This is a genomic window from Azospirillum palustre, assembly GCF_002573965.1.
Lineage (GTDB): Bacteria > Pseudomonadota > Alphaproteobacteria > Azospirillales > Azospirillaceae > Azospirillum > Azospirillum palustre.
The window spans coordinates 1528265-1554301 of the sequence record NZ_PDKW01000043.1; the positions used below are offsets into that span (position 1 = coordinate 1528265).

Sequence of the window (26037 nt, forward strand, 5' to 3'; positions counted from 1 at the left end):
GCAGACCGCAACGCGGGTGCGGCGCTTCGTTTACGCAAATTCCTTGAACACCAGCGAGGCATTGGTGCCGCCGAACCCGAAGGAGTTCGACAGCGCGGCGCGCACGCGGCGCTCCTGCGCCACCTTCGGCACCAGATTGACGCCCAGGCAGCTCTCGGACGGATTTTCGAGATTCAGCGTGGGCGGCACGATGCCGTGGTTGATCGCCTTGATCGAATAGATCGCCTCGACCGCACCGGCGGCCCCCAGCAGGTGGCCGATGGCCGACTTGGTGGAGGACATCGCCAGATTGTCCATGGCGTCGCCGAACAGGCGCTTCACCGCACCCAGCTCGATCTCGTCGCCGAGCGGCGTCGAGGTGCCGTGGGCGTTGACGTAATCGATATCGGACGGGTTCAGCCCGGCGCGCTTCAACGCGGCCTTCATGGCACGGAAGCCGCCATTGCCGTCTTCCGCCGGAGCGGAGATGTGGTGCGCGTCGCCGGACATGCCGTAACCGACGACTTCGGCGTAAATGGTGGCGCCGCGCTTCTTGGCGTGCTCCAGCTCCTCCAGCACGACCACACCGGCACCCTCGCCGATGACGAAACCGTCGCGCTCCTTGTCATAGGGGCGCGATGCCTTTTCGGGCGTGTCGTTGAAGCTGGTGGACAGTGCGCGCATCGCGGCGAAGCCGCCGACGCCGAGACGGCTGACCGCCGCCTCCGTACCGCCGGCGACCATGATGTCGGCATCGTCCCACATGATCAGACGGGCAGCGTCGCCGATGGCGTGCGCGCCGGTCGAGCAGGCGGTGACGACCGCATGGTTGGGGCCCTTGAAGCCGTGCTGGATCGAAATATGGCCGGAGGCCAGATTGATCAGGCAGGCCGGGATGAAGAAGGGCGACAGGCGGCGCGGACCCTTTTCGTGCAGGGTAACGGCGCCATCGGCGATACCCGGAAGGCCGCCGATACCCGAACCGACCATGACGCCGGTCCGCTCGCGCTCTTCATCGGTCTGGGGAACCCAACCCGAATCCTTGATTGCTTCCTGCGCCGCGGCGATGGCGAAGATGATGAAATCATCCATCTTCCGCTGGTCCTTCGGCGGAATGAAGGTGTCGGCGTTGAACTCGCCCTCACCGTTTCCGCGCGGGACCTGCCCGGCGACTTTGGAGGCCAGGTCCGAAGCGTCGAACCCCGTGATGCCGCGGATTCCCGACGTTGCGGAAATCAGCCGCTCCCAGTTCAGCGTGTGGCCGACGCCGAGCGGCGTGACCATACCGAGTCCGGTGACGACGACACGTCTCATGAGGCTGTTCCTTGACCTTTCCTCGAATAAACTGTCGACGATCTGGTCGTCGACGGCCAGGCTCCGCGCTGCTGGTGTTGCAAATGCGGTTTGCCTGGCCCTCGGGGGCTCAATGCCCGCGGCCCGATCAGGCGGCGGCGTTGGCCTTGATGAAGTCGATGGCGTCCTTCACCGACAGGATCTTCTCCGCGGCGTCGTCCGGGATCTCGACACCGAACTCTTCCTCGAAGGCCATGACCAGCTCGACGGTGTCGAGGCTGTCAGCGCCCAGATCGTCGATGAAGGAGGCGTTCTCCACCACCTTCGACTCCTCGACACCCAGGTGGTCCACAACGATCTTCTTCACGCGCTCGGCGATGTCGCTCATCTTTTAAGACCTTCCAATCCTTGAAACCGCTCGGGATAATCCGGTCGGAGCAACACGCGAAGAACGTGCCGTCCTGCCGCGAAAAGCCCCGTCCGATAACACATTTCAGCAGCCTTGACCAGCACCCGCGAGCGAGCCTGGTTGGCGCCGTTCTTCACACGTGGCGATGCCGCCCCGTCAGATCCTCATCAGATCATAGCCATGCCGCCGTTGATATGCAGCGTCTGGCCGGTGACGTAGGCGGCCTCCTCGCTCGCGAGGTACACGACCCCGGCGGCGATCTCGTCCGACTGGCCCATGCGGCCTGCCGGGATAGATGGGAGCAGCTTTTGCTTCTGCTCTTCGTTCAGCGCGTCGGTCATGGCCGTGGCGATGAAGCCCGGCGCGACGCAATTGACGGTGATGCTGCGCGAGCCCAGTTCGGCCGCCAGCGACTTCGACATGCCGATCAGGCCGGCCTTGGAGGCGGCGTAGTTCGCCTGCCCCGCGTTGCCGGTGACGCCGACGATCGACGTGATGTTGATGATGCGGCCCCAGCGGCGCTTCATCATGCCGCGCATGGCGGCCCGCGACAGGCGGAAGGCCGCCGTCAGGTTCACGTCGATAACCGACTGCCAGTCCTCGTCCTTCAGGCGCATGGCGATCTGGTCGCGGGTCAGGCCGGCATTGTTGACGAGAATGTCGATCTTGCCCAGCGCCGCCTCGGCGTCCTTGAACAGCTGTTCGGTGGCGGCGGCCTCCGACAGGTTGCCGGGCACGACGAAGGCGCGCTCGCCCAGCTCGGCGGCCAGGGCCTCCAGAGGGGCGACACGGGTGCCGGACAGCGCGACGGCAGCGCCCTGGGCGTGCAGCGCACGGGCGATCGACGCGCCGATGCCGCCGGACGCGCCGGTGACGAGGGCCGACTTGCCGGTCAGGTCAAACATGGATGGCCTCATGACGCTGATTTATCAGAGTGCTGATACAATCACAGGGTTTTCAGGAACGACTCGACATCGGCCGGGGTGCCGACCGACACCGCCGCCATATCCTTGTCGATGCGCTTGGTCAGCCCGGCGAGCACCTTGCCCGACCCGACCTCGACCAGCCGTTCGACGCCCTGCTCCTTCATATGGAGCACGCATTCGCGCCAGCGGACCATGCCGGTCACCTGCTCGACAAGCAGGCGGCGGATGGCGTTGGGATCGGACACCGCCGAGGCGGTGACGTTGGCAACCACCGGAACCACCGGCGCGGAAATCGTGACGTTCGCCAGAGCCTCCGCCATTGCGTCGGCGGCCGGCTGCATCAGCGAGCAATGGAAGGGAGCGGACACCGGCAGGCGCACCGAACGCTTCAGCCCGCGTTCCGCCGCCAGCGCGATGGCGCGGTCGATGGCGTCGGCGCTGCCGGAGATCACCACCTGCCCGACCGAATTGTCGTTGGCGATGCTGCACACCTCGCCCTGGGCCGCGTCGGCGGCAATCGCCTGCGCCTGGTCCAGATCGGCACCCAGCAGGGCCGCCATGGCGCCCTTGCCGACCGGAACGGCCTTCTGCATCGCCTGCCCGCGCAGCTTCAGCAGGCGCGCGGTGTCGCCCAGCGAGAAGGCACCGGCAGCGCAGAGCGCCGAATACTCGCCCAGCGAATGGCCGGCGACGAAGGTGGCATGCTTGGACAGATCGACACCGCCCTCGCTCGCCAGCACCCGCATCACCGCGACGCTGACCGCCATCAGGGCGGGTTGGGCGTTTTCGGTCAGGGTCAGATCGGCCTCGGGGCCCTCGACCATCAGGCGCGAAAGCCGCTGGTTCAGCGCATCGTCCACCTCTTCAAAGGTGTGACGAGCGACTTCGAACGCCTCGGCGAGTTCGCGGCCCATGCCGACGGCCTGGCTGCCCTGCCCCGGAAAGACGAACGCCCTGATCATGCTTCGGTGAAACCCTGGATGAATGCGCCCCGCCCCTGCGGCGGCACCATGGATTGGGCGACAGTCATACCCTCACTTTTGAGCAAGTCAAGCGACGCGCGATGACCAAAGCGACAATGGTGCGATAAAACGCCACGTATTGAGGCAGAAAGCCCACGAAAAACCGCCAGTCCCAAGGGGTTGTTCGTGGGCTCGCACAGAGGTGCCGCTCACCGGGTCTTGCACCCTTTGCCGCAGTGCAAATCAAAGGCCTGCGGTCATGCCTTGCCCACCAGCGCCACCCTGGTCCATGGCCTGACCTGCGCCAGCATCTCCAGCACCATCGGGCCGATCAGGCCGGAAAGCAGAGCCCCCCAGAAAATTACGCCGTCCGGGGCGTCCATATGGTGCAGCACCACCCGCGTGCCGGCGGCGAACAGGGCATGATGCAGGTAGATCGCATAGGATGAGGCGCCGACGGTCCGGAAAACCCGGCTCGACGGCATGGCATGAAGCAGGGTCACCGCCCCGCCCATGCCGCACAACAGGGCAACGCTGCTGTTCCAGCCGAAATGGGGCAGATACCCCCACAGCGATGCCTGATGAAGCGCGACACCAGCGGCAAGTGCAGCGCCGGCCGCCGCCTGCATCGTCTGCCGCAGGACCATCGCCCGGAACCGGGTGACACCCACCCCGAACAGGAAGTGCGGCAACAGGAAGCAGGCCTCGTTGATCGAGAAGACGTTCGATTCGACATGGACCGTCAGGCAGGCCGCCACCGCTGCGGCCATTGCCAGCACGAATCCGCCCGGCCTGTCCATGGCATGGAGCGCGTCGAGCAGCGCCACGACGGAGAAGATCAGGAAAAGCGCCTGCAAATACCAGAAATGGGCATAGGGATAGACGTAGATCCGCCACATCGACTCGGGGACGAAGCTTCCGTTCGCGCCCGGCGCATGCGTCTGCAGGAAATAGAAGATGGCGGACACCACCAGGAACGGGAAGCCCAGGCGGCGAAGCTTCTTGATGAAGAAGGTCTTCAGCCGGTCGCTCCGGGCCGGGTTCAGGGCATAGACCAGCCCCGAGATGAAGGTGAAGAGCGGCATGCGGATCAGCTCGAAGCTGTCGGTGGCATAGCGGTAGATCGACCCCTCCGCCACCTGCATTCCGGATCCGGGAATGCCGACCACGTGATAGGCGACCAGCAGGATGCAGGCCAACCCTCTCAGTTCCACGACATGGTACGGCAACATGTTTTTGCGCATGGCTACTCCAGGCACCGGGCTGTCATGCCGCCGGTGGAGCATGCCGGGGCGAGTCGACCCATAGCTCCGCCGGGAACGGCAGTCGCAACATGGCGCCTGGGGCGGTGTATTGCACTTCGGTCAAATGCGCCGGACCGTATCCCGCGCGATATCCACCCTTGCCCCACCCCTACCCAGCCCATTTCCGGGAAGCGCAGCGGTGTTCATCCGGGCAGCACCCCCGTTCATCCGGACAACACCCTATGGCCGGCATAGGTTTTCCAAAAGGCAGGGAGGTTTTCCACTTGCTACCACCGCCGGCCTGTGCATACTGCGCCGCTTCATAACTCCTTGCCGCCGGTCCGCCGTCGGCTAGGCCCGGGCGGCTGATCCGATCCATGAGGGATGGGGCGCAGCGCCGGACCATGAACAGCCATGGGGAGTGCAATGGCACTTTACGAGTGCGTGCTGATCGCGCGCCAGGACATTTCGGCCGCCCAGGCCGAGCAGCTCTCTGAGCAGTTCGCCCAGATCGTTCGCGACAACGGCGGCACGATCGCCAAGAGCGAATACTGGGGTCTGAAGACCCTCACCTACAAGATCAAGAAGAACCGCAAGGGTCACTACACCCTCTTCAACATCGACGCGCCGGCCGCCGCCGTCGCCGAGATGGAGCGGAACATGAGCATCAGCGAAGACGTGCTGCGCTTCATGACCGTGCGTGTCGACGAGCTCGACGCCAACCCGTCGGCGATGATGCAGAGCCGCAACGAGCGCGGTGAGCGCGGCGATCGTGGCGATCGTGGTCCGCGTCGCTTCGACGACCGTGGCCCGCGCCCGCCGCGTCGCCAGGAAAACGTTGCCGCCGCCGAAGGGGAGTCCGCGTAAATGTCCGACAAGCAGACCACGGGCGCTCCGGCCCGCACCGGCGGCGCTCGCCGCCCGTTCTTCCGTCGCCGCAAGACCTGCCCGTTCTCGGGCGCGAATGCACCGGCGATCGACTACAAGGACGTCAAGCTGCTGTCCCGCTTCATCTCCGAGCGCGGGAAGATCGTCCCGAGCCGCATCACCGCGGTCTCGACGAAGAAGCAGCGCGAACTGGCCCGCGCCATCAAGCGCGCCCGTTTCCTGGCCCTTCTCCCCTACGTGGTGAAGTAAGCCCGGCAACGGCCGAACTGTTTCGGTGAAGGTTCTTCAAGGGGTTTCCATGGCCTTGGGTCCGGCCGTTCCGCTGGTGGTCGCCGTCGGCGGCGGTCTGGCGAGCGCGTTCTTCTACCTGTCGGTCACGTTCGGCGGGATGGGTGCGCTGATCCTGGGCTATCTGGCCCCCCTGCCCCTGTTCCTGACGGGACTGTGGCTGGGGGCTCCGGTGGTGGCGCTGGCCGGTCTGGCCGGTGCCGCCGCGGTGCTGCTGGGCACCTCCGGCAGCATGCTGGTGGCGCTGTCCTACCTGGTGACCGGGGCTGCCCCGGCGATCCTGGTGGTGCGGCAGTCGCTGCTGGCGCGCTCGCGGGAGGATGGTTCCCTTGAATGGTATCCGCCCGGCCGGGTCCTGATGGGCCTGACCGGGATGGGCGTGGCGGCGCTGCTCGCCGCGGTGATCCTGACGCTCGGAGAGCCCGGTGGGCTCGAAGGGCTGATGCGGCAGACCCTGGCCCGAGTCGTCGAGCCGGCGTTCCGCTCGCAGGGCCAGCCGGCCCCGGATCCCGAGGCATTCTGGGTGGCGGCCGTCCTGCCGGGACTGGTTGCGGTCTCATGGCTTGTCATGACGATCGTCAACGCGGTGCTGGCGCAGGGGGCGCTGATGCGGTTCGGCCGCAACCGGCGCCCTGCCATGCGTCTGGCCGAGCTGGAGCTGCCAGGCTGGTTGGCGCCGCTGTTCGCGGTGTCGGTCGCGGCGGCATCGGCCGTACCGGGAACCGTCGGGTTCCTGGCGGTCAATCTGGCCCTGATCCTGGCAATCCCGTTCGCCTTCGCCGGGCTTTCGGTGGTTCATGTATTCGCCAGCAGCAAATCGGCGCGAACGCTGATCCTGGTTGGCTTCTACATGATGCTGTTTCTCTTCGGGTGGCCGATCCTGCTTTTGGTCGGCCTGGGCATGATCGAGCAATGGATCGGGCTGCGCCGCCGGTTTTCCCCCGCGGCCCCCGGTCAGGAGGACGAGTGATGGAAGTTATTCTGCTGGAGCGGGTCGAGAAGCTCGGCCAGATGGGTCAGGTCGTCAATGTGCGTCCCGGCTTCGCCCGCAACTATCTGCTGCCGCAGCGGAAGGCCATGCGCGCCACCAAGGCGAACCTGGCTGTCTTCGACAAGCAGAAGGCCCACCTTGAGGCCGTGAACCTGGAGCGCCGCAAGGACGCCGAGCAGGTCGCGACCAAGATGGACAACGTGACGGTCGTCGTGATCCGTCAGGCCGCCGAGACCGGCGTCCTGTACGGCTCCGTCACCACCCGCGACGTCTCCGACGCGCTGACCGCCGCCGGCTACAAGACCGACCGCAAGCAGGTCCAGATCGACACCCCGATCAAGACCCTGGGTCTGTTCAAGCTGCGCGTCGTCCTGCACCCGGAAGTGTCGATCACGGTCACGGTCAACGTCGCCCGTTCGGCTGAAGAGGCCGAGCTGCAGGCCCAGCGCGGTGGCATGATCACCGCCGCCGACCTGCGCGACGACGACGAGGAAGAGACCTACGTCGAAGAGACCGCGACCGAGGAAGAGGAGGGCTGATAGCCCTTCTGCCGCGGCAACCCCGAGGACGCCTTCGGGGTTTTCGCGGCACCGTCGCACCGCTCGTCCGGAAACCGCCCGCCCCACCCGGGGCCGGGCGGTTTTCCGCATTCAGGGCGCGGCGGCGCACATAACTCTGCGCATAGGGCAGCAATGCCCAATTGGGTAGCAGTTCTGACCGATTGACGAATTGTCGCCCCCCGCCTTGCGCGCGATGCTTGGACGGCACCGCGGAAGGAGTTCGGCATGCTGCTGGTTCGTCTGCTTGCCGCCGCCAAGGGCGACGGAACCCTCAATCTCGTTACGGCCGATGGAAAGCATCACCGGATCGGCTCCGGTCCTCCACATCTGACCCTTCGCCTCCATGACCGCAAGGTCGAGCGGGACCTGCTGATCAATCCTCGCCTGCGCTTTGGCGAAGCCTATATGGACGGCCGCTTTTCAATCGAGGGCGGCACCATCTACGACCTGCTGGCGATGCTGATGAGCGGCGCCGAGGTGCAGGGTGCGCTGGGCCGGGCATTGGAATCGCTGTCGCCATTGCTGCGCCATGTGCAGCAATACAATCCGATGCAGCGATCTCGGCAGAATGTCGAACATCACTACAACCTGTCACGCCAGTTCTATCAGCTCTTCCTCGACCGGGACATGCAGTATTCCTGCGCCTATTTCCCCGAGCCGGGGATATCGCTGGACGAGGCACAGGAGGCCAAGAAGCGGCACATCGCAGCCAAGCTGCTGATCGTGCCGGGCATGCGGGTGCTCGACATAGGCTGTGGCTGGGGCGGCATGGCGCTCTATCTGGCGCGGCACACCGGGGCACGGGTGACCGGCATCACACTGTCGTCCGAACAGCTGGCGGTCGCCCACCAGCGGGCGGAGGAGGCGGGGCTGGCCGACCGGGTCACCTTCGAGCTGCGCGACTATCGCGAATTCGCCGCCGCCCACCGGGGGGCCTTCGACCGCATCGTCTCGGTCGGCATGTTCGAGCATGTCGGCGTGCCGCATTACCGCGATTACTTCGCTGCGATACGCGAGATGCTGAACGACGAGGGCGTGGCCCTGATCCACTCCATCGGCCGGCTCGACGGGCCGGCAAGCACCAACCCCTGGATCCGCAAATACATCTTCCCCGGCGGCTATTCCCCTGCCCTGTCGGAGGTGCTGCCGGTCATCGAACGGTCCGGCCTGCTCGCCACCGACCTGGAGGTGCTGCGCCTGCATTACGCCGAAACGCTGCGCCACTGGCGTGCCCGCTTCCTCGACCGCTGGCAGGAGGCCAAGGCCCTCTACGACGAGCGGTTCTGCCGCATGTGGGAATTCTATCTGGCCGGTGCCGAACTGGCCTTCCGGCTGCAGGGGCACATGGTCTTCCAGGTCCAGGTCGCACGCTCGCTGGGAGCGGTGCCTCTGACCCGCGACTACATGCTGAATGCGGAACGCGATCTTGCCGGTACGCCGGCCGGCTATCCGGCGGAACGGCAGCCCTCACGCACGCCGGAGTCGGCGGCCTGACCGTTCCAGGCATTGGATTTGCGGCCCCGGCGCGGCATTTCGCCGCTAAATGGCCACAATCCGGCCAACCGGTAATACCAATTGACCATCATGGCCGGGCGCAGGGCCGTGTTGCAAGCGGAATCGTGCGACATCGACGCCTGAACCACCGCCGTACCTTCCTTTCCGTCACGGGGCGATGCTATATAACCGCGATTGATTTCCGCCCGGGGTACCGGGGAGCCACCCAAGCGGCATGCTCCCCGGCAACAAGCGCCCGCTGGACGACGCGCCCGGCTCCCAAGGAATGACAACGCCCTTACCCGTTCGGGGAGATCTCGCACCCATGACCAAGATCAAGGTAGCCAATCCGGTCGTCGAACTCGACGGCGACGAGATGACGCGCATCATCTGGCAGTTCATCAAAGACAAGCTGATCCTGCCCTACCTCGACATCGACCTGAAGTACTACGACCTCGGCATCGAGAACCGCGACAAGACCGACGACAAGGTCACCGTCGAGTCCGCGAACGCCATCAAGCAGTATGGCGTCGGCGTCAAGTGCGCGACCATCACCCCGGACGAAGCGCGGGTGAAGGAGTTCGACCTCAAGAAGATGTGGAAGTCGCCGAACGGCACCATCCGCAACATCCTGGGCGGCACCGTCTTCCGCGAGCCGATCGTCTGCGAAAACGTTCCGCGCTATGTTCCGGGCTGGACCAAGCCGATCATCATCGGCCGTCACGCCTTCGGCGACCAGTACAAGGCCACCGACTTCGTCGTCCCCGGCCCGGGCAAGATGACGATCAAGTGGGAAGCCGCCGACGGCAGCAGCCAGATCGAGCATGAGGTGTTCGACTACCCCAGCGCCGGTGTGGCGATGGGCATGTACAACCTCGACGACTCGATCGAGGGCTTCGCCCACTCCAGCCTGATGTACGGCCTGGAGCGCGGCTACTCGGTCTATCTGTCGACGAAGAACACGATCCTGAAGGCCTATGACGGCCGCTTCAAGGACATCTTCCAGAAGATCTTCGACGAGACCTACGCCGACCAGTTCAAGGCCAAGGGCCTGGTCTACGAACACCGCCTGATCGACGACATGGTCGCTTCGGCCCTGAAGTGGGAAGGCGGTTTCGTGTGGGCCTGTAAGAACTACGACGGCGACGTCGAGTCGGACGTCGTGGCGCAGGGCTTCGGCTCGCTGGGCCTGATGACCTCGGTCCTGGTCACGCCGGACGGCAAGACCGTCGAGGCCGAGGCCGCCCATGGCACGGTGACCCGCCACTACCGCGAGCACCAGAAGGGCAAGGAAACCTCGACCAACCCGATCGCCTCGATCTATGCCTGGACCCAGGGCCTGGCCTATCGCGGCAAGTTCGACGACACCCCGGACGTGATCAAGTTCGCCCAGACGCTGGAGCGCGTCTGCGTCGAGACCGTCGAGTCCGGCTTCATGACCAAGGATCTCGCCATCCTGATCGGCCCGCAGCAGCCGTGGCTGACCACGAAGCAGTTCCTGGACAAGCTGTCGGACAACCTGGAAAAGAAGATGGCCGCCTGGTCGTAAGGCCGGCGTCGTTTTCAGCCGCCGCTTTCTTCACGAGGGTGCGACGCCGCGTCCGGGTCAAACCGGACCGCGGCTCGGCTAGGGTTCGAGCGGGGAGTTTCGGCTCCCCGCTTTTTTCTTGTCCGAATTTGAAAAGGAATGAACCCGATGTCCAACGATCTGTTCCGCGTCGCCGTCATCGGTGCCGGCGAGACCGGAACGCCACTGCTGCGCAAGCTGCTGGCCGCTCCCTTCGTCGAACTGCTGGGTGTGGCGGATCTCGATCCGGAGGCGCCGGGCATGCGCCTTGCCGAACACCGGGGCGTGAAGACCACCACCAACTTCCACGATCTGGCGAAGCTGGGCGATGGTCTGGATGTGCTGATCGATGTCACCGGCGTGCCGGCGGTGCGGGAATCGCTGCGCAAGGCGATGCAGGAGACCGGCAACCACCACACCGTGATCGTCCATGAGATGGTGGTGCAGCTGATGCTGTCGCTGTTGAACGGCGAGTTGGTGCGGTTGAAGCACGACACCCAGGATTACTGAGGCACGCTGTTGCGGCGGGGGCGGCATTTGCAGCCTCTCCGAATTGGCTCATGATGGGGTGTGAGGGCGCCTGCGACGGCGCCCGTCCATGTCAGGAGCGGCGATCGATGGAACTCGGCATTCTGGTCATCGCGGCGTTCGTGCTGGTCGTCATTCTGGCGATCACGAGCGTCCGCACGGTCCCCCAGGGCTTCAACTTCATCGTCGAGCAGCTGGGCCGCTATCAGGAGACCCTGCATCCCGGCTTCAACGTGATCTTTCCGGTCATCAGCTCGATCCGGGCCAAGGTGGACATGCGCGAGACGGTGGTGGACGTGCCGTCGCAGAGCGTCATCACCAAGGACAATGCCGCGGTGACCGCCGACGGGGTGCTGTACTTCCAGGTGCTGGACCCGATGAAGGCGACCTACGAGGTCAACGACCTGCAGCGGGCGATCCAGACGCTGGCGATGACCACCACCCGGACGGTGATGGGGTCAATGGACCTCGACGAGTTGCTGAGCCAGCGCGAGGCGATCAACGCCAACCTGCTGCGCGCGGTGGACGAGGCCACCGCCTCCTGGGGTGTGCGGGTGACCCGCATCGAATTGCGCGACATCACCCCGCCCGACGACATCGTCCAGGCCATGGGCCGGCAGTTGAAGGCCGAACGCCTTCGCCGCGCCCAGATTCTGGAGGCCGACGCCGAGAAGGAAAGCCAGATCCGCATCGCCCAGGGCAAGCTGGAAGCCGCCAAGCTGGAGGCGGAGGCGCGCGAACGGCTGGCGGAGGCCGAAGCCAAGGCGACGCGGCTGGTGTCGGAAGCGGTGGCGCAGGGTTCGAACCAGGCCCTGGGCTATTTCCTCGGTCAGAAATACATGGAGGCGTTGAAGGCCTTCGCCGCCTCTCCCAACCAGAAGACGATGATCCTGCCGGTGGAACTGGCCGGCGTGGCGGGCGCCCTGTCGGGCCTGGGTGAGCTGCTGCGCGACGCGACCCCGCCGCGACCGCCGGAACCGCCCGCAGCCGCCAAGCGCAATCCATGGTCGGTGCCGCCGACCGCATCCGCTGCGGATGAGGAGTGACGGATGTCGCCTCTGCTTTGGGGAGCGTTGGGCGCCGTGCTGATCGCCGCCGAGCTGGTGATCCCCGGCCTGTTCCTGATCTGGTTCGGCGGGGCGGCGATGCTGACCGGGCTGGTCACCGCGCTCTGGCATGACTGGGGGCTGGTCAACGAGGCCGGATTCTTCACAATCGCCGCCGGGGCTGCCGTCGCGACCGCGATGGTCCATGCGCGCCGCCGCAATGCGTCGTCGGAAAGCGATGCCGCCCGGATCAACGACCGCGCCGGTCAGCTGGTCGGCCGTGCGGTGACGTTGAGCGAGCCGATCGCCAACGGACAGGGCCGGGTTTTCGTCGGCGACACGCTGTGGTCGGTCGAGGGACCGGATCGGCCGGCCGGGGCGGCGATGCTGGTCGCCGGCCATAAGGGGATGGTTCTGGTGCTGCGCGATGCGCCGGAGGGCCGATAGGGCTCCTCCCTGCTCAAACCAGCCGGCCCCCAAATCACCCAACAAAAAAGCCCGTCTCTCCCCCGAGAGCGGGCATTTTTGTTGGGTATCTTGCCGAATTGTCAGGCGGCGCCGACGTTGCGGTCTTCTTCACGCTTCTTGCTGCCCGACGCCGGCTGATAGGCCAGGGCGGCGTGCTCCGCGCAATAGGGCATGCCTGCCAGAGCGGTCTTGCCGCAGAAATGGAAATCCTGGTGCTTGGGGTCGCCGACCGGCCATTTGCACATCCGCTCGGTCAGAGCCAGGATGGTCGCGCCGCGCGTCGGCTTCTTCTTGATGGGCGACGGCCGGCCCGACAAGCCCAGGCGATGGGCCTTGCCGATGACCGCGTTGCGGGTGATGTCTCCCAGAATGTCGGCGATCTCGCTCGCGCTCAGACCCTGGGACCAGAGGTCCTTGAGCTGTTGAATCCGCTCGTCCGTCCAACTCATCCCCGAGTACTCCCGATCCGGTGTCCGGTTATGCTGTGGCAAACAGGTCACGGTCTAGTGCCGTTTTCCATAAGCCGCAACATTTTGTGCCAGCCGGTGAGGAAGCTACCAGATGACGGCCGCGGACGATAGGGGGGCGCGGCAACATTCCTGTTGATAAGTCCGTGGGTAGACTCACGAATTCAGCGCGCCATAGACCTCCTCGGCGACGCCGGACAGGGTATCCCGATCGGTCTCTCCGGCGACGGCCAGCGCCAACCCATTGTCCTGCCAATACAAAGCACGGACGCCACCATCCTGGGCGAACCGGAACGCTGAACCGGAGGTATTGGGAGATGGGCGGATATACAACGTGATGCGACGCCCGGCCGCATCCTCGTACATGTACATTGCAACAGGTCCAGCGGAATCGGCCAAAAGCCGGCCGCCCATCAGTTGGTAGCCCCCTCGTGTGACTTTTGGGCAACGCATATTCTTGCCCAGCCGCTTGGACAGCCAGTTGACCAGATGCGCTTCCTCCTCGACGCCGATCTCGACCGGATGGCGGACTTCGACGGAGAAAACACGGTGGGCCGCAACGGCATCGGCGATGAAGGCGGCGGTCGGCGGCTCGGCCCGCAAGCCGATGCGGTCGCGCATCAGCCAGCCGCTGGCGCCGCCGGCGACGAACATCAGGAGGGAGGCGGCAATCGCCGTTCCCCACCAGACAGCACGGCCACGGGATGGGAGCGGCTTTTCGGAAGGGTCGCGGGCGGTGAAGGGCGGGGTCAGGCGGGCGGGCAGAGGCTGGTCGATCAGCGGACCGAAGCTCTGCCCCAACAGGGAGCGCTGGGCACGGTAGCGCTCGAAACGCTGGGCAACCTCCGGATGGTCGGCAAGATGGCGTTCGACGGCGGCCTGCCGCTCTTCCGGCAATTCGCCGTCCAGCCAGGCATGCAGCTCGGCTTCGGTCACGGGATTGCTGAAGCCGCTCATCACTTGATCCTCCTGACGACCTGCTGGGTTCCACCGTCCAGCAGGACCCTCAATTTTTCGCGCGCCCGGGCCAGCCGCGACATCACCGTCCCGATCGGCAGTTCCAACACCTCCGCCACCTCGCGGTAGGACAACCCCTCCATTCCCGTCAGCAGCAGGATGGTGCGGTGTTCGTCGGTCAGCTGGGCGAAGGCGCGCACGAAGTCGCGCACCGCCCCACGGTCGGCCGGCGGGGCGCTCAGCGCCAGATCGTCGGCCAGCTCCTCCACCGGCACCTCCGCCCCGCGCCGCCGACGGCCGCGCTGGCTGGAGATGTGCAGGTTGTGCAGGATGGTCATCAGCCAGCCGCCGAGCTTCGACGGGTCCCGCAGCGCATGGCGGTTGGCCAGCGCCTTCTCCACGCAGTCCTGCACCAGATCGTCGGCGTCCGGCCGGTTGCCAACCAGGGCGGTGGCATAGCGCCGGAGCCGCGGCACATGCGCGGCGATGGCGCGGTCGTCGATGTCGGGCGGGCTCATGTCTGGTCCGGGGATGGCGTCGTCGTCAGTCATGACGCCCTGCCCCGCCGGTTTATTCCCACCCCGCCCATCGGATCACTGGCCCGGCGAGGAGAAGCCGGCCTTGCCGTCGAAATTGCTGAGATTCTCGGTCTGGGTGAAGTCGATCCCGGCCGCGGCCAGCCGGCCCAGCAGCTCGACGATGGCGCCATGCTGCACCGGGCCGTGCTGCGCCAGGAAGCGGCAGCGCCAATGGTCGGTGCAGAAGACGTCGGCATTGCCGTCCGGCCAGACCCGCTGCGAGCGGTTGGAGATGCTGGTCAGCGTCAGCGCATCGGTCGACAGCGGCAGCACCAGCTCCGCCAGATCGTCGGGCAGGCCGCCGGACCATTGCAGGAAGATGTCCACCCCGACCAGCTCCTTCAGCGCGCGGACGCGCGGGGAAAGCCGGTTGATGCGGTCATAGGCCGGCCTCGCGGTGGAATAGCCCACCGGCGGCATGGTGACCGGGGTCTGGCCCAGCCGCTCCACCACCGCTTCGGCGAAGGCGGCGGTGCCGGCCCGGACCCGGCCCAGGCCGCGGGCATAGATGTCGGCGGTGTGGATGCCGTCCTCAATGGTCTTCAGCCACGCATTGTGGATGCGCGCGGCGATGTCGCCCTGGCCGATATGGACCAGCATCATCACGGCGGCCATCAGCAGGCCCGAGGGGTTGGCGATGCCCTGCCCGGCGATCATCGGGGCGGAACCGTGGATCGCCTCGAACATGGCGCAGGTCTCGCCGATGTTGGCGGAACCGGCCAGCCCAACCGAGCCGGTCAGCTGGGCGGCGATGTCGGAAACGATGTCGCCATAGAGGTTGAGGGTGACGATGACGTCGAAGCGCTCCGGCTGGTCGGCCAGCCGGGCGGCGCCGATGTCGACGATCATGTGGTCGGCCTTGATCTCCGGATAATCGGCGGCGATCTCGTAGAAGATCTTCAGGAACAGCCCGTCCGTCATCTTCATGACGTTGTCCTTGACGAAGGCCGTCACCTTTTGCCGGTGGTTGGAGCGGGCGAAGTCGAAGGCGTAGCGGACGATGCGCTCCGACCCCGGACGCGAGATCAGCTTGACCGACTGGATCACGTCGTCGGTCTGGCGATGCTCGATGCCGGCGTAGAGATCCTCCTCGTTCTCGCGAATGATCACCACGTCCATGCGCGGGTGCCGGGTCCGCACATAGGGGTGGTAGGAGACGCAGGGGCGGACGTTGGCGAACAGGCCCAGCGTGGTGCGGGCGACGACGTTCAGCGACTTGTTGCCGTATCCCTGGGGCATGGTGATCGGCCCCTTCAGGAAGACCCGCGTGCGGCGGATCGATCCCCAGCCGGCGGCATCCAGCCCGCCGGGATGACCCCGCTTGTAGACGGCTTCGCCTGCCGGAACCTCTTCCACCTTCAGCCGCGCGCCGGCCGCATTCATCACATAAAGCACGGCATCCATGATCTCCGAGCCGATGCCGTCGCCGCGTGCGACCGTGACGGGGGTGATATCGCGCATGCACTCACTCCAAGGGGACGCGCGACCGTAGACGCAAACAGGGGCCTTTTTCAATGGTTGGAGGCAGCGACGGATCGCAGCATCGGGTGGGCTGCACTCCCCGCTCCCGGCTTTGCGGAAGCGGGGAGTGCGCGCGTCCGGTCAGTGATGCGCCCCGGCGACGCCGCCGCGGCCATCGGGCACGCCGATGCTGACATTCTGCATCATGCCCTGGTCCTCATGGTCGAGGATGTGGCAGTGCAGCACATACTCGCCGATGAAGCGCTCGTAGCGGGTGCGGACGGTCACCTTGTAGACGCCCTTCGGCGGCTCGGTGGAGGTCAGCGCGCTGCTGTTGTCGCTCTTCACCCAGATGGTGTCCTTCCACACGCCCTTCATGCCGGCATAGTCCGGGTCGCCGGAACCGGGCTCGCTGACGTCGCGGCCGTCCGGACCGATGACCGAGACGATCTGGAACGGGTTGACGTGGATGTGGAAGGGATGGCTGACGAAGTAGGAGGCCAGTTCCCACTGCTGGGCGGTGCCCAGCACCACCGGCCGGTTGTCCACGTTCGGCCGGTAGGCGGCCGCCCCCTTCGGACCATAGGTGCCGTCGGGATTCTCCACCACCTCGAAGCTGTCGGCGACCTGGAACAGCGCGTTGGTGCGCTTGCCCCCTTCCGGCGGCAGGTTAATGAAGAAGGTCAGCTCCTGCTTGGGCTGGTGCATCACCTCATGCTCGGTGATCGGCCGGTGGGCGGTGAACTTCGAGAAGCGCGGGCAGTAGGGAGTATCGACCATCGTCTTGGCGAAGCAGCGGGCGGTCAGCCCGTCAATGACCTCCTTGGCGACCGACGGCGCGTATTTCGTCGCGTTGACCGACAGCCGGCGGATGGTCTCCTTCACCGGATCCTTGACGACGCGGTCGCCCTTCACCCGGACGAAGCCGAGCACGCCGGTGGAGGTGGCGGTCTGGTCCGGGCTGGCGTTGGCGGCGGACGGCTTGTTGATGACGCAGTAGATGCCGGGTTCGGGGAAGTTGACCAGCAGATCGTCGCGGTAGCCCGGCTGCATCGGCACGCTGGTGCGCACCTGCCCTTCCTCCATGGTCAGGCCGTCGGAGGCCGCCAGGATGTAGGGCACCGGCTGCCCGACGCAGCGTTCCTTGGCGAAGCGGTCCTGGCCGGCGGCCGACAGCGTCTTCTCGCTCTGGAAGAAGCCGGTCGGATCCAGCTTGCGGAACTCCACCGTGATGGGCGAGCGGACACCGCCATGGATCAGGCGCCAGCGTTCCGGCTCGCCGGTTTTGGCGTTGGCGAAGATCGGACGGACGCGGCCGTTGACGGTGGTGAAGCGCCCGGACTGCTCCCAGGTGCCCGGACCGAACTGGTCGTAGGACACGACCTCGCCCACCTCGCCCGGCGCGCAGCTCCAGTCGATGGAGCCGTCGGCGTTGGTCTTCAGCTTGCCGTCCTTGGTGCAGGCGTAGGGGATCTGCTCGAACAGCAGGACCCGGTCGGTCATCGCCACGCCCTTGGGGCTGGTCAGCAGGGTGTCGAGATCGCCGTTGGCCTCGCGCGTCGGCGGACGGTCGCCGCGGATGATCAGCGCGCCGGCCATGCCGCTGCCGACCTGGAGGGCGGTCGAGCCGTGGCGGTGCGGGTGATACCAGAAGGTGCCGGCCGGATGGTCGGCCGGGATGTTGTATTCATATTCGAAATCGACGCCGGGATTGAGCGAGATCAGCACATTGTCGCTGTTGCCGGTCGGGCTGACCCAGACGCCGTGGCTGTGCAGGTTGGTGCCGTTGAAGCAGTGCGGCTTGTTGATGTCCGCCGCCGGCTGGCTGGTGCAGTCCGGATCGGCCGGCAGCTCGTTGTGCAGCTTGATGCGCACCGTGTCGCCCGGCGTCGCTTCGATGGTCGGCGCGACATAGGGATGGTTGGGATCGACGTTGGTGCCGCGGTAGCTGCGCAGCCGCACCGCGTCGGGACGGCCCTGGGCGGGGTTGCGGATATAGCCGTCGGTGAAGGACACGAACAAGTCGTAATTGCGCGCCTGCCCGGTGTGCGGACGGGCGGTCGCCTGCGGCTGGCGCATCAGGAGAGAGCCGACGCGCGGCGATTCGGAATTGGTCAGCAGCGGCGGATTGCCGATGGCTTCGCCGGCCGGTTCGGCAGCGTCCTTCGTAGCGGTGGCGGCTGCCAGCGCGCCGGTTGCGGCGCCCAGCGCCAGGGGCATCAGCAGGCCCAGCAAATATGCATGCTTCATGAAATTCTCCCTCGATACCGCCCTATGCCGAGAGATATGATTCCTGATAATTGATCTTTGCAACTTCAACACACGCCTAATCATATGCCGCGATACCAAGCCCTGGCTGGATCGGGAAGCCGTCGCTCCGCGGCGGAAGAACCGGCCGACGCAATGCAGGGTGGCGCAGCACAATTCATCACCGCTTATTGCTTGCCTGGGCAGCGGAATTCCGCTCATTGCTGCAACCGTGACGGCGGTCTGCCGCCGTGACCCAGGCTTTTGCACAAGACCCGCCCAATCAGCCGGACCGAACGCGACCTCATGAGCGACGCCCCCATTCCGAAGCCTTCCACCGGCCACCCTGCACATCCCGGCCGGAGCATGATCGCCTCGGCGATGATCGGGCTGATCGCGGGCATCGACAATCTGGGCAACGGGCTGGCGATTGCCGCACTGCTGTTCACCGGGCCGCTGGCGGCCGGGCTGGGCGCCGGGGTCGGCGTGGTGCTGCTGAGCGCCGCCATCCTGGCGCTGCTGGTCGCCCTGCGCAGCACGCAGCCCAATTCCGTGGCGCTGGTGCAGGAAACCGGCGTCGCCATCCTGGCCTCCACCGTCGCGACCATGGCCGCCGGGCTGGAGGACGCGCCGGAGGGGGTGAGGATCGCCACCGCCTTCGCCATCCTGGGCGGCAGCACGCTGGTGACCGGGCTGCTGTTCTGGATGGTGGGGCGGCTCCGGCTGGGGCGGCTGGTGCGCTTCTTTCCCTATCCGGTGGTGGCCGGCTTCCTCGCCGGGTCGGGCTGGCTGCTGGTGGAAGGCGCGCTGGCGATGGTCAGCGGGCGGCACGGGCTGGGCGCCGGCATCGCCGGGCTGGCGGCGCCGATGGTGGCGGTCACCGCCGTGGCGGCGGTCGGGCTGGCCGGGCTGCTGGTGCTGGCGATGCGGCGCAGCGACAGCCCCTTCACCATGCCGCTGGTCCTGCTGGCGACGGCGCTGGCCTTCCATGCCGGGCTGCCCCTGCTGGGGGTGACGGCGGAGCAGGCGCGCGGCTGGGGCTGGCTGCCCGGCGTGGCCGGCGGCGGCGGGTTCAGCCTGCCGGTGCCGACGGAGGTGCTGGCGCTGGCAGACTGGGGCCGGGTGGCGGCGGCGCTGCCGGCGATGGTCTCGGTCGCGGTGCTGGGCATGCTGGGCCTTCTGCTGAATGTCAGCGGCATCGAATTGGCCCAGGGCCGTGACATCGACGCCGATGCGGAGCTGCGCAGCACCGGGGCGGCCAACCTGCTGGCGGGTGCGCTGGGCGGGCCGTCCGGCTATGTCGGGCTGGGCATGACCCTGCTGGCCGGGCGGATGGGCGCCACGGGGCGCGGCGCCGGGCTGGCGACGGCGGCGGTGATCCTGGGCGGGCTGTTCGTTGCGGGGTGGCTGGTGTCGGTGACGCCGGTGTTCCTGACCGCCGGGCTGATCCTGTTCCTCGGCGTCGAGCTGTTGCAGGAGTGGCTGATCGACGCGCACCGCCGGCTGCCGCGGACGGAGTGGCTGATCGTGCTGGCCGTGGTGCTGGCGATTGCCGGGATCGGCTTCATGGAGGGGCTGGCCCTGGGCCTGGCGGTGTCGCTGGCGATGTTCGTCTACAGCTATTCCCGGCTGCCGGTGATCCGCGGCCGGCACAGCGGGGCGGAGCTGCGCAGCCGGGTCGACCGCAGCCCGGCGGCCAGCCTGCATCTGACCGGCGCCGGGGCGGCCATCGAGGCGATGCAGGTGCAGGGCTATCTGTTCTTCGGCACCGCCGAGCAGATCGTCGGCCCGGTGCGCGACCGGCTGGAGCGGGCGGGCGGGCAGACGGGCGGGCAGACCGGTGCGCAGCCCCTGCGTTTCCTGATCATCGACTTCCGCCACATCAAGGGCATGGATTCGGCCGCCGCCGGGGTGTTCCGCCGCATCCGCAACATGATCGAGGCGGCCGGCGCCACGCTGGTGCTGAGCGCCCTGCCCGCCGCGGTCGAGGACGCCTTCCGCAACTGCGGCCTCGACCCCGACCGCGATCCGGTGCTGCGCCGCGCGCCCGACCTCGATCATGCGCTGGAATCCTGCGAGGAGGCGCTGCTGGCCGGAAACGGCGCGGGTCTGGCCGGGGCGGACGCGCCGCTGCTGCGCCATCTGGAGGCGATGACCGGCCCGCACCCCCGGCTGGCCGATGCGGTGGCGGCGCTGGACACCCTGCATCTCGAGCCGGACGAGGTGCTGATCCGCGCCGGCGAGGCGGCGAGCGACGTCTTCATCGTCGGGCGCGGCCGGGTGAAGGTGCAGATCGCCCTGCCCGACGGCCGGAGCTTGCGGCTGCGCACCATGACCGCCGGGGCGGTGGTGGGCGAGATCGCCCTGCTGCTGGGCCAGACCCGCGGCGCCGACGTGGTGGTGGAAACCCCCGCCACCATCCACCGCCTGACCGCGGCGACGCTCGCCCGGCTGGAGCGCGAGGATCCGGAACTGGCGCTGGTCCTGCACCGCATCCTGGCGACGACGCTGGCGCAGAAGGTGACGCTGGCGAACCGGCTGATCGAACAGGCGGCGGGCTGAGGCGGCGATCTGGGGCGAGGTGCCGGCGCTGCGGCGTGGGGCGGATGGAACGTTTGAAACGCCGTGAACCGGTTTCCAGGCGGCGTTTCATTGTCGCATCCGCTCACCGGCGGCGCGGGAACGCCCCTTCCCCGCCCTGGCGCTCCAGGGCCGAGCCGAGGTTGGGATAGGGATCGTCGGGGTTGAGGGTGTAAGGATAGACGCCCTTCGGCCCCTCCGCCTCCGGCCGGGCGAGGATGGCGGCGATCACCTTCGGGTCGGGCGGAGTGTGCTCGCGGATCGCGCCGGGGATGCTGTCGTCGTCGAGGCCGGGCAGCGCGGGCTCGGGCGGCGCGGGGTCTGCGGCGGTCGAGGCGGCGGCGGGGTTGGCGGCGTTGGCCACGTTGGCGGCAGCGGCCTGCCTGGCGCCCGGATCGTCGCACTCCCTGAACAGGCCGAGCCGCTCGGCCAGCCAGCGCACGGTGGAGGGATCGCCGGCGGAGACCAGCCGCTCGATCTGCTCGGTCACCAGGGCGCGGAGCGAGCCGAGCCGAAGCTCCGACTCCCGGTTCAGCGCCTGCCGCTCCCACCAGACGCGATGGCGGAAGGCCTGCGACCCGTAATAAGCTCGCCACAGCGTGGTGCGGCTGCACCCCATGGCGCGGGCGACCTGCTGGAAGGACGCGCCGCGCGCCAGCATGCCGGCGGCCATCACCCACTGTTCCTCGTGGAAGCGCGAACCGGGAACGAGCGAGCCTTCGGGCGGAACCGGCGGCTCCTCGGCCCAGCGGGGGAAGTGGTCGGCGGGAAGCGCGGCGGGGGGGGGCAGGCAGTCGGGCATGGGGCGTCTCCGGGAGTGGGTGGGTTGACACTCCTATTTCAGCAGAACGGAATAAATTTCATAGGAAAAAAAACATATTTCTGGCCAAGCAGATGCTCTACTGCTACAGGAGCCAGACTCCAGACTTTGCCAATGCCGAGCATTAAGCGTTGTCTGTCGATCCCATGATCGGGCAATCAAAAGCCGTTGACCGGTCGTCCTTAACATTGGCTCTAAGCCATGCTAAATTCGTAACAGGTCATAGCTAGCAGCGAATTTGCCCATTATTCTGACACCGCGCCTACATAAGGTTATACAGCCGCGCTAGAGCGCTTGGTTTTTCGATGGCGGCTATGATATTGACAAGTGAACGTTCCTTCGCAACGTACTGATACATGGCATGCTTAGAAAAATAAAAATTGACCGCTTCAAGTCTGTCCGAGATGCCGAACTAGAATTCGGACGCGTCAACCTTTTTATTGGTGGCAATGGAGCTGGAAAATCAAATCTCCTTGAAGCTATTGGTGTAATGGCGGCCGCGCTAAATCGCGGAATTTCAGACACTGAGCTGTCCAGAAAGGGAGTTCGCCTTACTCCGGCAGCTTTGATGAAGTCGGCTTTCAAAAATTTTGATCTTCCGAAAACGCTTAGATTAGAAGCATATTTTTCGGACGATATAAATTATGCACTAGAGCTTTCCTCTGGAGAGAAAAATACTGTCTTGTCCTTTTTGACAGAGAAAGCTTACCACAATGGAAACAAGATATTTGGGAGAAGCGGAGCCGGTCACAATGTCCTGGGAAATAGGATAACGAGAAAGCTTGATAAGCAAAGGAGTATCTGGGATCAGACAAGAACTGCTTTTGATTTTCATCCGGAAATTCAAGAAAATTTCGATGCACTTTCGCGTTTCGCAATCTATGCCCCTCAGACCGAATTTCTTAGAGAAATAAGATCTGGACTCATATCGGATCCCCCAATTGGATTGCATGGAGAAGGCCTCTCTATTGCAGTTTCATCTTTCATTGCGCAATACTCTAATGCTTACGCAAAGCGCTATAAAGAAAAAGGCGTGCCTACCGAGAAGTATAAGCAAATCAAAGAGGCGCTTGATCTCCTTTGGCTCCCTGGCTGGGCAACTGCGGTTAAAGCGGGATCAATCGATCCACTTTTGAAGTCTCCAGGGATGGCATCAAGCGAAGGTCAAATTGTGTATTTTACTGACAAATATATGCACGAAAGAAGGCGTTCTTTATCTGCATACGATAGCAGCGAAGGAACGCTGTTTCTGCTTTTTATGAGTATTCTGCTATGCCACGAGGAGTCCCCGCCGATATTTTCCATTGATAACGTTGATAATGCATTGAACCCCGCTCTAACGAGGAAATTGCTTGAGGCTATGATTTCAATATTGAAGAGAAGAATTCAATCAGACTTAGAAATTGGTCCCAGGCAAGTATTCTTAACTAGCCATAACCCTTCCTCTTTGGATGCATTTGACCTCTTTGATGATGACCAGCGGGTCTTCGTAGTAAGCCGAAGTGATAAGGGGTTCACTACTGCGAATCGCCTCAAACCTCGGGCGGGATGGACGCGTGACGAATGGACAAGAGCCTTCAAAGGCAAAAAAATGAGCCAGTTGTGGATTGATGGAGAGATTCAGGGCGCATTTGGAATACAGGAAACGAAATTATGAAGAACAGTGCATTTAGAATTGGCGTTATTTGTGAAGGACCGACGGATTATCACGCCATTTCATGTTTAATTGGCGCCGCCTTAGAAAGTCAAAAAATTAATGCAAAGTTTATTGACCTCCAACCAAACATGGACAGCACTCAAGCTGATGGAGGATGGTCTCTTATTGAAAAGTGGTTCGAGAATTATCAACCCGATATAAGAGTCCACCGCTATCTTAAGGGGGGATTTTTTGAGCAAGATCTCGATGAAAAATCATGCGATGTATTTCTTATACAAATGGACAGCGACATACTCGACAATAGGAACTTTATCAGCTATATCGGCGAAAAATATAATCTAGCTTTCAATACTCTTGATACGCCCCTTAAGAGAGGCGAAGCAATTTCACAGGTTCTGGAAAAATGGGCAAAGTCAGAGGAATGTAGTAACTTTGACAAAAAGCGGCACATCTACGCACCCGCCGTTGAATCAACAGAGACTTGGTGCATTGCGTCATTTAAACGCACTAAAGAAAATCTTGAAGCAACAAAAGGGGTGGACTTATGCGAAAAATTTATGGATGCACTCCATCAATCCGAAGGGCGAACGCCTCAGAAGTTCTCTGAAGTCGACAAAAGTGTTTCAAGAAGAAAGAAATTTTGTCAAAAACACGTCAAAGGGCATCAAATTGCCAGAGAACAATGTTTTCATTTCAACCAAGCAGTAGACAATCTAATTAGCGCTTCAGCATTATTTCTTTAGTCAGCAATACAATATAATTATCGCCCCTCACCTCCCCAACTCCCGCATGGCCCCGTCCAGCCCCTCCAGCGTCAATGGGAACATCCGTCCTCCCATAAGGCGCTGGAGCAGACGTGTGCTTTCCGAATAGTCCCAGTATTGCGGCGGGGTCGGGTTCAGCCACACCGCCTTGGCGTAGACCGACAGAAGGCGCTGCATCCACACTTGACCCGCCTCCTCGTTCCAGTGCTCGACGCTGCCGCCGGGATAGACGATCTCGTAGGGGCTCATGGCGGCGTCGCCGACGAAGACCAGCTTGTAATCGGCGGGATAAGTGTGCAGCACGTCCCAGGTGGACAGCCGCTCGGTGTGGCGCCGGGCGTTGTCGCGCCAGACGCCCTCATAGACGCAGTTGTGGAAGTAGAAATGCTCCAGATGCTTGAACTCGCTGCGGGCGGCGGAGAACAGCTCCTCGACGAGGCGGATGTGGTCGTCCATCGAGCCGCCGATGTCGAGGAACAGCAGCACCTTGATCGTGTTGTGACGCTCCGGGACCATCTTCAGGTCGAGCCAGCCGGCGTTGTTGGCGGTGGCGCGGATGGTGCCGGGAAGGTCCAGCTCGCTGGCCGCACCGCTGCGGGCGAACTTGCGCAGGCGGCGCAGCGCCACCTTGATGTTGCGGGTGCCGATCTCCACCCGGTCGTCGAGATTCCTGAACTCGCGGCGGTCCCACACCTTGACGGCGCGGCGGTGGCGGCTCTCGTGCTGGCCGATGCGCACGCCCTCCGGGTTGTAGCCGTAGGCGCCAAAGGGTGAGGTGCCGGCGGTGCCGATCCATTTCGATCCGCCCTGGTGCCGGCCCTTCTGCTCGGCCAGACGCTGGGCCAGCGTCTCCATCAACTTGTCCCAGCCGCCGAGTGCTGCGACCTGCGCCTTCTCCTCGTCGCTCAGGAAGCGCTCGGCCAGCTTGCGCAGCCATTCCTCCGGCAGGTCGGTGACGGGGACCTCGTCGGCGGCCGGGGTGTCGTCGGTCAGGCCCTTGAAGGCGGCGCCGAAGACGCGGTCGAAGCGGTCGAGGTTGCGTTCGTCCTTAACCAAGCATGCACGACTGAGATAATAGAAATCCTCGACGCGGAAGGACGCGGTGCCCTGCTTCATGGCCTCCATGAGCGTCAGGTACTCCGTCAGCGAGACGGGCACGCCGGCCTTGCGCAGATCGAAGAAGAATGACGTGAACATGGGCGCGGTCCTTCGGCATCGGGGTCCCCGGGGCGGAGGATACTGCAATGCCCCAGCCGAGAGAACAGCATGACCTTGCCAAACGCCTGCCCGACAGGCGCCCCCCTCCTCGATTTCGCCCGTGCGCTGGATTTCGCCGCGCACAAGCACATCGACCAGCGCCGCAAGGGCGTGCGCGCCGAACCCTACGTCAACCACCTGTCGGAGGTGGCCCTGCTGGTGGCGGAGGCGACGGCCGGCAAGGACCCGGTGGTGGTGATCGCGGCGCTGCTGCACGACACGCTGGAGGACACCGACGCCAGCTATGAGGAGATCGAGCAGCTGTTCGGCACCGAGGTGGTGCAGGTCGTCGCCGAGACCACCGACGACAAGCGCATGTCGAAGGCCGAGCGCAAGCAGCACCAGATCGACGCCGCCTCCCACGCCTCGACCCGCGCGAAGCTGGTGAAGCTGGCCGACAAGGTGTCGAACCTGCGCTCGATGGCGCACAGCCCGCCCGCCGACTGGCCGCTGTCGCGCAAGGTCGAGTATTTCGAATGGGCGCATGCGGTGGTCGCCGGTCTGCGCGGCACCGACGCCCGGCTGGAGGCGCTGTTCGACCGCGCCTATCACGACGGGTTGGCGGAGCTGCGCGGGCAGGCGGTGTGAGAAAGCGGGCCGGATTGA

General features: G+C 64.8%; 25 protein-coding genes. 13 read left to right on the forward strand and 12 right to left on the reverse strand.

Going from position 1 to position 26037, the window contains the following annotated elements; genetic code table 11:
- Nucleotides 1-30 precede the first annotated feature (30 nt).
- The 5 genes from fabF to CRT60_RS29580 all read right to left on the reverse strand — a co-directional run bounded on the left by fabF (nucleotide 31) and on the right by CRT60_RS29580 (nucleotide 4813).
- Nucleotides 31-1293 carry a beta-ketoacyl-ACP synthase II gene (gene fabF / locus CRT60_RS29560; protein WP_098740025.1) on the reverse strand — a complete coding sequence of 421 codons (1263 nt, stop codon included), beginning with the start codon at nucleotides 1291-1293 and terminating at the stop codon, nucleotides 31-33.
- A 127-nt stretch (nucleotides 1294-1420) separates the two neighbouring features.
- Nucleotides 1421-1660, reverse strand: a complete 240-nt coding sequence (locus CRT60_RS29565; protein ID WP_014247969.1) for an acyl carrier protein — start codon at nucleotides 1658-1660, stop codon at nucleotides 1421-1423.
- Nucleotides 1661-1848: 188 nt separating this feature from the next.
- Nucleotides 1849-2586, reverse strand: a complete 738-nt coding sequence (gene fabG, locus CRT60_RS29570; protein WP_098740026.1) for a 3-oxoacyl-[acyl-carrier-protein] reductase — start codon at nucleotides 2584-2586, stop codon at nucleotides 1849-1851.
- Between the two features lie 41 nt (nucleotides 2587-2627).
- Complete coding sequence (gene fabD / locus CRT60_RS29575) at nucleotides 2628-3569, reverse strand: ACP S-malonyltransferase (protein WP_098740027.1); 942 nt, start codon at nucleotides 3567-3569, stop codon at nucleotides 2628-2630.
- A 257-nt stretch (nucleotides 3570-3826) separates the two neighbouring features.
- Nucleotides 3827-4813, reverse strand: coding sequence for an acyltransferase family protein (locus CRT60_RS29580; protein ID WP_098740028.1), 987 nt, complete (start codon nucleotides 4811-4813; stop codon nucleotides 3827-3829).
- Between the two features lie 426 nt (nucleotides 4814-5239).
- Between CRT60_RS29580 and rpsF the strand changes: the two genes are divergently transcribed.
- From rpsF to CRT60_RS29625, 9 genes are all read left to right on the forward strand, one after another.
- Nucleotides 5240-5680, forward strand: coding sequence for a 30S ribosomal protein S6 (gene rpsF / locus CRT60_RS29585; RefSeq protein WP_098740029.1), 441 nt, complete (start codon nucleotides 5240-5242; stop codon nucleotides 5678-5680).
- Nucleotides 5681-5950, forward strand: coding sequence for a 30S ribosomal protein S18 (gene rpsR / locus CRT60_RS29590; RefSeq protein WP_012974291.1), 270 nt, complete (start codon nucleotides 5681-5683; stop codon nucleotides 5948-5950).
- A gap of 49 nt (nucleotides 5951-5999) precedes the next feature.
- Nucleotides 6000-6959, forward strand: a complete 960-nt coding sequence (locus tag CRT60_RS29595) for a DUF2232 domain-containing protein (RefSeq protein ID WP_098740030.1) — start codon at nucleotides 6000-6002, stop codon at nucleotides 6957-6959.
- Entirely contained in the window at nucleotides 6959-7519 is a 561-nt protein-coding gene (gene rplI, locus CRT60_RS29600; protein WP_098740031.1) for a 50S ribosomal protein L9, read from the forward strand. The genes CRT60_RS29595 and rplI overlap by 1 nt, the downstream gene beginning before the upstream one ends.
- Before the next feature lie 246 nt (nucleotides 7520-7765).
- Nucleotides 7766-9034 (forward strand): SAM-dependent methyltransferase, encoded by a 1269-nt coding sequence (locus CRT60_RS29605; RefSeq protein WP_244592837.1) that lies wholly within the window; start codon nucleotides 7766-7768, stop codon nucleotides 9032-9034.
- Nucleotides 9035-9359: 325 nt separating this feature from the next.
- Nucleotides 9360-10583, forward strand: a complete 1224-nt coding sequence (locus tag CRT60_RS29610; RefSeq protein ID WP_098740032.1) for an NADP-dependent isocitrate dehydrogenase — start codon at nucleotides 9360-9362, stop codon at nucleotides 10581-10583.
- Nucleotides 10584-10730: 147 nt separating this feature from the next.
- Nucleotides 10731-11111, forward strand: coding sequence for an oxidoreductase (locus CRT60_RS29615; protein ID WP_098741090.1), 381 nt, complete (start codon nucleotides 10731-10733; stop codon nucleotides 11109-11111).
- A 107-nt stretch (nucleotides 11112-11218) separates the two neighbouring features.
- Entirely contained in the window at nucleotides 11219-12175 is a 957-nt protein-coding gene (locus CRT60_RS29620) for an SPFH domain-containing protein (protein WP_098740033.1), read from the forward strand.
- 3 nt (nucleotides 12176-12178) lie between these two features.
- Nucleotides 12179-12622, forward strand: coding sequence for an NfeD family protein (locus CRT60_RS29625; protein WP_098740034.1), 444 nt, complete (start codon nucleotides 12179-12181; stop codon nucleotides 12620-12622).
- 101 nt (nucleotides 12623-12723) lie between these two features.
- On the opposite strand, the gene CRT60_RS29630 is transcribed toward CRT60_RS29625, so the two are convergent.
- The 5 genes from CRT60_RS29630 to CRT60_RS29650 form a co-directional block, all read right to left on the reverse strand.
- Nucleotides 12724-13092 (reverse strand): GcrA family cell cycle regulator, encoded by a 369-nt coding sequence (locus CRT60_RS29630; RefSeq protein WP_098740035.1) that lies wholly within the window; start codon nucleotides 13090-13092, stop codon nucleotides 12724-12726.
- Nucleotides 13093-13266: 174 nt separating this feature from the next.
- Nucleotides 13267-14067 carry an anti-sigma factor family protein gene (locus CRT60_RS29635; RefSeq protein WP_098740036.1) on the reverse strand — a complete coding sequence of 267 codons (801 nt, stop codon included), beginning with the start codon at nucleotides 14065-14067 and terminating at the stop codon, nucleotides 13267-13269.
- Entirely contained in the window at nucleotides 14067-14618 is a 552-nt protein-coding gene (locus CRT60_RS29640; RefSeq protein WP_098740037.1) for an RNA polymerase sigma factor, read from the reverse strand. The genes CRT60_RS29635 and CRT60_RS29640 overlap by 1 nt, the downstream gene beginning before the upstream one ends.
- A gap of 42 nt (nucleotides 14619-14660) precedes the next feature.
- The gene (locus CRT60_RS29645) at nucleotides 14661-16106 is read right to left on the reverse strand and encodes an NADP-dependent isocitrate dehydrogenase (protein ID WP_098740038.1); all 1446 of its coding nucleotides are present in this window, start codon (nucleotides 16104-16106) and stop codon (nucleotides 14661-14663) included.
- 141 nt (nucleotides 16107-16247) lie between these two features.
- Nucleotides 16248-18356, reverse strand: a complete 2109-nt coding sequence (locus CRT60_RS29650; RefSeq protein ID WP_098740039.1) for a multicopper oxidase family protein — start codon at nucleotides 18354-18356, stop codon at nucleotides 16248-16250.
- Nucleotides 18357-18659: 303 nt separating this feature from the next.
- Here CRT60_RS29650 and CRT60_RS29655 point away from each other — a divergent pair, with 303 nt between their 5' ends.
- Nucleotides 18660-20915, forward strand: coding sequence for an SLC26A/SulP transporter family protein (locus CRT60_RS29655; protein ID WP_244592838.1), 2256 nt, complete (start codon nucleotides 18660-18662; stop codon nucleotides 20913-20915).
- 103 nt (nucleotides 20916-21018) lie between these two features.
- On the opposite strand, the gene CRT60_RS29660 is transcribed toward CRT60_RS29655, so the two are convergent.
- Nucleotides 21019-21735 (reverse strand): helix-turn-helix domain-containing protein, encoded by a 717-nt coding sequence (locus CRT60_RS29660; RefSeq protein WP_098740040.1) that lies wholly within the window; start codon nucleotides 21733-21735, stop codon nucleotides 21019-21021.
- 379 nt (nucleotides 21736-22114) lie between these two features.
- On the opposite strand from CRT60_RS29660, the gene CRT60_RS29665 reads away from it, so the two are divergent.
- Nucleotides 22115-23410, forward strand: coding sequence for an AAA family ATPase (locus CRT60_RS29665; protein WP_098740041.1), 1296 nt, complete (start codon nucleotides 22115-22117; stop codon nucleotides 23408-23410).
- Nucleotides 23407-24153, forward strand: a complete 747-nt coding sequence (locus CRT60_RS35915; RefSeq protein ID WP_143273411.1) for a hypothetical protein — start codon at nucleotides 23407-23409, stop codon at nucleotides 24151-24153. Before CRT60_RS29665 ends, CRT60_RS35915 begins: the two co-directional genes overlap by 4 nt.
- Before the next feature lie 27 nt (nucleotides 24154-24180).
- Here CRT60_RS35915 and CRT60_RS29670 read toward each other — a convergent pair whose 3' ends face one another.
- Nucleotides 24181-25371 (reverse strand): vWA domain-containing protein, encoded by a 1191-nt coding sequence (locus tag CRT60_RS29670; protein WP_098740042.1) that lies wholly within the window; start codon nucleotides 25369-25371, stop codon nucleotides 24181-24183.
- Nucleotides 25372-25440: 69 nt separating this feature from the next.
- Between CRT60_RS29670 and CRT60_RS29675 the strand changes: the two genes are divergently transcribed.
- Nucleotides 25441-26019 carry an HD domain-containing protein gene (locus CRT60_RS29675; RefSeq protein WP_098740043.1) on the forward strand — a complete coding sequence of 193 codons (579 nt, stop codon included), beginning with the start codon at nucleotides 25441-25443 and terminating at the stop codon, nucleotides 26017-26019.
- Nucleotides 26020-26037: the final 18 nt, after the last annotated feature.